Here is a 6,306-nt window from a genome sequence, read left to right as displayed (position 1 = left end):
CATCATCCGCACCAAAATCAAACAACCCACCAGCAGCCGCGAACAACGCCACCACATTCCGATGCGGAACCACCACCCCCTTCGGCAACCCCGTCGAACCCGACGTGTAAATCACATACGCCGCATGGTCGGGGCGCGCCACGCTCGGCCGGTCCGAAACCACGTCGTGCCCAGGATCGTCCGCCAGCACGACCGGGACACCCTGCGGCACCACCGACACGCAGTCCGACGTCGCGACCACACATACCGCGTCCGCGTCCGCCAGCACGAACTCGATCCGCTTTACCGGAGAATCCGGATCCACCGGCAAATACGCGCCACCCGCCTTGAGCACCGCCAACAGCGACACCACCGACTCGGCCGACCGTCGTGCGACCACCCCGACAACCGACTCCGGGCCGACACCCCGGCTCGCCAGCCGACGGGCCAGACCGTTCGCTCGCGCATCCAGTTCCGCGTACGACAGCTCGACGTCGCCCGCCGTGACGGCGATCGCGTCCGGCGTCCTCGCGGCCTGGGCCTCGAACAGCTCCGGCAGCGTGGCATCGGGGACCGGCGGCCCCGGCTCGTTCCATCCATCCAAAGTGGACAGTTCACCGGCGTCGAGGACGTCGACCGCGCCGAGCCGCAGGTCCGGCCGTCGGGTCACCTCGTCGAGCACTCGTGCGAACCAGGTCACGATCCGGTCCGCGGTGCTCGGGTCGAACAGGTCGGCGGCCACGACGAGCGTTCCGCGCAAGCCGGCGGGCGCGCCCGCCGGGTCGAAACTCTCCTCGAAGGCGAGGTCCAGATCGAATTTGGCGGCCACCGCCCCCGTGGGCACCATCGAGGTCCGCAGGCCGGGCAGCTCGGCGTCGGTCCCGGCGGTGTTCTGCACGGTCAGCATCACCTGGAACAGCGGATGCCGGGTCAGCGAACGGGCCGGGGAGAGCTCCTCGACCAGCCGCTCGAACGGGACGTCCTGGTGGGCCAGCCCCGCGAGGAGGTTTTCCCGTGCCCGCCCCAGCACCTCGGCGAAGGTCGGATTCCCGGACAGGTCGGTGCGCAGCACGAGGGTGTTGACGAAGAACCCGGCCAGCTCGTCGAGGGCCTGGTCGGTGCGCCCCGCGACGGCCGTGCCGATCGGGATGTCCCGGCCTCCGCCCAACCGCGAGAGCGTCACCGCCAACGCGGCCTGCAGCAGCATGAACACGGTCACGCCCTCGGCCGCCGCCAGCTCCAGGAGCCGCCGGTGCAGCTCGGCGGGAAGTTCGGCCTCGGCGACGTGGCCTCGATGGGACAGCTCCGCCGGACGTGGCCGGTCGACCGGCAGGTCCAGCTCGTCCGGTGCGCCGGCCAGCGCGGCCTTCCAGTAGCGCACCTGCTGTGCGATCACGCTGCCCGGATCGTCGTCGTCGCCGAGCAGCTCCCGCTGCCAGAGCGCGTAGTCGGCGTACTGCACCGGCAGCGGGGCCCACCGGGGAGCCGCGCCGCCCAGCCGTGCCTCGTACGCCAGCGAAACGTCGCGGGCCAAGGGCGCCATCGACCAGGCGTCACCCGCGATGTGATGCACCACCATGACCAGCACGTGCTCGTCCGGCGCCACCACGAACAGCGAGGCGCGCACCGGGATCTCCGCCGCCAGGTCGAAGGGGTGCGTCGCGACCCGCGCCACCGCCGCCGTCAGGTCGTCGGGCGGCACTTCCACCACGTCCAGCGCGAACCCGGACTCGTCCACCGAAAGCACCCGCTGATACGGCTCGCCGTCGGCCAGCGCGAAAACAGTACGCAGCACCTCGTGGCGCCCGACCACATCACGCAACGCCGCCGCGAAAGCCGCCCGGTCCAAGGTCCCGGTCAGACGCAGACCCCAGGGAATGTTGTAGGTCGGGCTCGGCCCCTCCAGCCTGCCCAGGAACCACAACCGGCGCTGCGCGAACGACAACGGCACCAGGTCCGGCCGTGACCGCGCCGTCAGCGCCGTCCGCCCCGGCGCGGCGACCTGGTCGATCCGGACCGCAAGGCGCCCGGGAGTCCGGGCTTCGAACACAGTCCGGATCGGAAGTTCCACGTCCAGGATCGCGCGTACCCGGCTCACCAGCTGCATCGCCAGGAGCGAATGCCCGCCGAACGCGAAGAAGTCGTCGTCCATCCCGACCGACGGCAGCCCCAGGACATCGGCGAAGGCCCGGCACAGCAGCTCTTCCCGCGCGTTCACCGGAGCCCTGCCCGCTCCGGCCGCGTACCCGGGCGCGGGCAGCGCCGCCCGGTCCACCTTCCCGTTGGCCGTCAGCGGGAGCGCGGCCAGTTCCACGAACGACGCCGGGATCAGGTACTCGGGCAGGCGCCCGGCCACGTGGTCACGCACCACGTCGACGATCGAAGCGCTTCCGTCCACGGGCACCACGTAGCCGATCAGCCGCTTGTCCCCCGGGACGTCCTCCCGCACTACGACGGTGGCCTGCGCGACCGCCGGATGCTCGGCGAGCACGGCCTCGATCTCACCCGGTTCCACCCGGAAACCGCGAATCTTGACCTGGTCGTCCGCGCGCCCGGCGAACACCAGTCGCCCGTCCGGCGTCCAGCGAGCCAGGTCGCCGGTGCGGTACATCCGCCCGCCCGTCCCGTACGGGCACGCGACGAACCGCTCCGCCGTGGTCTGGGCGCGGTTGACGTAACCGCGCGCGATGCCGGCCCCGGCCACGTACAGCTCACCGGCGACGCCCACCGGGACCACGTTGAGCCCGTCGTCCAGGACATAGACGCGGGTGTTGTCCAGCGGCCGCCCGATGGGCAGCGCGCCGCCCACCTCGGCGGCATCGGCGATCTCGTGCTGGGTGGCGCACAGCGTGACCTCGGTCGGCCCGTAGAGGTGCCGCACGACCACCCGGGAGCCCGACTCCATGACCCGGCGCACGGCGTCGGCCGTCACCACGTCCCCGCCCGTCAGCACCTCACGCACCCCGGCGAAGCAGCCTGGGTCGTCCTCGGCCAGTGCCCGCAGCAGACCGGCGGTCACGTGCACGTGGGTCAACGCGTGCGCGGAGATCAACCGCCGCATCGACGCCGCGTCGATGCGCTCGCCGGGTGCGATCACCACGGTGCCACCCGACAGCAGCGGCACCCACAGCTCGTAAGACGACGCGTCGAAGGCGTGGGGGGCGTGGAACAGCACCCGTGCCGCGGCACCCCAGCACCGGTCCATCGCCAGGCGCACCACGTCCCGATGGGTGGCCACCACGCCCTTCGGCTCCCCGGTCGAGCCGGACGTGTACATCACGTAGGCGGCACAACCCGGCGGGACCGAGTCCGGCAGGTCCACCGCGGTGTCCGCCTCGGCCTCGACCGTCAGCGCCGCGACGCCGAGTTCGATCCCGGTGGTCGCCTCGTGCGCCAGCAACAGGCAAGCGCCCGCGTCCGCGGTCACCGCGCGCATCCGGGCCTCCGGCCAGCCGGTGTCCAGCGGCACGAAGACACCGCCTGCCTTCAGCACCGCCAGAAACGCGACCACCAGGTCGATCGACCGCTCCATCGCGACCGCCACGGCCGACTCCGGCCGCACGCCTGCGGCGACCAGCGCCCGCGCCAGCCGGTCCGCACGCGCGTCCAGCTCGCCGTAGGACGTCTCCACCTCGCCGGAGACGACCGCGACGGCGCCGGGATCGGCCGCGGCCCTGGCCGCGAACGCGTCCGCCACCGACACGTCCGCCACCGGTACCGCGGTGTCGTTCCAGCCGTCCACCAGCGCGGACAGCTCGGACTCGTCCAGCACGTCCAGCGTGCGAAGCGGCGTGGCGGGCTCGTCCGCCAAAGCGGTGGCGAGGGCGTCGAGACAGGTGATCAGCAGCGCGCCCACCCGGGCCGGGTCGGCGGGCGCCACCGCGTCCAGGGTGATCGCGAAGCCGGACTCGTGGGCGTCGACTGCGACCGCGAGCGGGTAGTTGGTGAGGTCGCGGGCCGACAGGACGTTCATCCCGTCCAGCGCCGGGCGGTCCTCCTCCGGAGTGGCCGGGCTGTGCCGGTAGTTGAAGATCGAGCTGAACAACGGACTGCCGCCGGAGAGACCGCTGGCCCCTTGGGCGAGCGCCAGGGGCGCGTGCTCGTAGGCCAGCAGGTCCGCGAGCTGGTGCCGAAGTCCGGTCAGTGCCTCACCGACGCCCTCCCGATCGAGGCGGACCCGGACCGGCAGGGTGTTGATGAACAGTCCCGGCACGCGGTCCGCGCCGGTACCGGCGTTCATCCGTCCGAAGAGGACGGTGCCGAAAACGACGTCCTCGCGTCCCGACACCGCGCCCAGCACGCGGGCCCACGCCAGGTGGAACACCGTGGCCGGGCTGGCTCCCCACGACCGCGCCACCTCGCGGACGCGCCTGCCCAGCGCGTCGTCCACCCACAGGTGAGCCTGCTCGGCGCCGGTGCCGTCGCCGTGCAGATCCACCAGCCCGTAAGGGGCGGTCGTCTCCGTCACGTCGCCGAGGAGGCCGGAGAAGTACCGCTCGTACTCCTGTCGTGGCACCCCGAGCCGTGCCTGCGCCACGAATTCGCGGAACGGGACCGGCGCGGGGAGTTCCCCGGCCCGCCCGGACAGGAAGGCTCGCAGGTCGTCGAGCAGCACCTCGAGCGTGGTGTGGTCCTGCAGCAGGTGGTGGACGCGCAGCAGGCCGAGCCATCGACCGCCGCGATGATCGGCGGCGAAGTGCACGTCCATCAGCGGCGCCCGGCCCAGGTCCAGCCGCCCGCCCACCCTGTTCAGGAGCTGTTCGACGGCGTCGGGGCCGCTGGGATCGAGGACGACTTCCGCGACCGGCAGCTCGGCGTGGCGCACCACGACCTGCACGGGTTCCCGCAGCCCCGCCGACACGACCGCGGTGCGGTAGATGTCGTGCCGGTCCACCATCCAGCGCAACCCGGCGAGGAAGGCGTCGAGGCGGTCACGCGAATCGAATTCGATGACGGTGGGCGTCACGTAGACGTCGGTTCCGTCGTGGTCGGCCATCAGGTGGTGGAAGAAGATACCTTCCTGCAACGGCGCCAGCGGGTACACGTCCTGGATGTTCGGCGCCCCGCCGGGAACCGCGGCCACCACCCGCGCGATCTCGGCCTCGGTCAGCTCGGCCAACGGCACCATGTCCGGCGTGATCCCGTCGGCGTCCGGCGGGATCAGGTTGGGCGGTACCACCACGGGTTCGGGGCCCGCGGCGGCGGCCAGCCCGGCCGGCGTCGGGGTCAGGAACAGGGCTCGCACCGAGACCGACACCCCGCGCTGCCGCAGCCACTCCACCAGCGACACCACGAGCAGCGAATGCCCGCCCAGCACGAAAAAGTCGTCATCCACACCGACTCGTTCCAGGCCGAGCACCTCGGCGAACGCCTGGCACAGCACTTCTTCCCGCGCGGTCTCCGGCGCGCGACCGGTGCCCACGAGACCCGCGAAGTCCGGCGCGGGAAGGGCCTTGCGATCGAGTTTCGCGTTGGGTGTCAACGGGAAAGCGTCGAGAACGACGATCGCCGAGGGCACCAGATACGAGGGCAGTCTCTCGGCGAGGAAGGTGCGTAACTCTTCAACGGACACCGCGCCCGCGAGAATGACATAACCGGCCAGCCGGACATCGCCCGGAGTGTCTTCCCTGGCGATCACCGCCGCCTGGTCGACGTCGGGATGCGTCAGCAGGACACTTTCGATTTCTCCTGGCTCCACCCGGAAACCCCGGATCTGAACCTGCTCGTCCAGACGCCCCAGGAACACCAATTCTCCGTCTGCAGTCCACCGCACCCGGTCGCCCGTGCGATACATCCGCTCCCCTGGCTCGAACGGGCACGCCACAAAACGCGCACCGGTCAGGCCCGCGCGACCCACATAACCCCGCGCCACACCGGCACCGGCCACGTACAACTCGCCCGTCGCCCCTGCCGGAACCGGCTCCAAGGTCTCGTCCACCACATACACGCGGGTATTGGCGATGGGGCGGCCGATCGGAACCGCCGTCCCCGGCTCGAGACCGGGACGGCAGCGCCATACGGCGGCGTTCACCGTCGCCTCGGCCGGACCGTAACTGTTGAACATCACCCGATCAACGGCCCATTGCGAGACCAGCTCACCCGGCAGCGCTTCACCACCCACGTCCAGCACAAAGCCCGCCGGAAGGCTGTTCACCGGCAAAGTCGACACCGCCGCGGGAGGCAACGTCGCGTGTGTCACCCCGTACTCGGTCAAGAACCCCGCCAACTCGACACCCAGACGCCGCTCAGCCGGAACGATCACCAAAGCCGCCCCGGAAAGGAAAGCCAGCAACCACTCCTCACAAAACATATCGAAACCCGACGACG

1 protein-coding gene is annotated in these 6,306 nt (G+C 71.2%); it reads right to left on the bottom strand.

The features are described 5' to 3' along the window. Nucleotides 1-6,241 (bottom strand): amino acid adenylation domain-containing protein (locus ACM6LR_RS39160; protein WP_414945636.1); only part of this gene is annotated, 6,241 nt, incomplete at its 3' end. Between the last annotated feature and the right edge of the window lie 65 nt (nucleotides 6,242-6,306).

Origin of the sequence: Amycolatopsis sp. cmx-11-32, from assembly GCF_047608695.1 — a bacterium.
Lineage (GTDB): Bacteria > Actinomycetota > Actinomycetes > Mycobacteriales > Pseudonocardiaceae > Amycolatopsis.
Note: the sequence above shows the minus strand (reverse complement) of the source record. Positions and strands in the feature narration are given on the sequence as shown.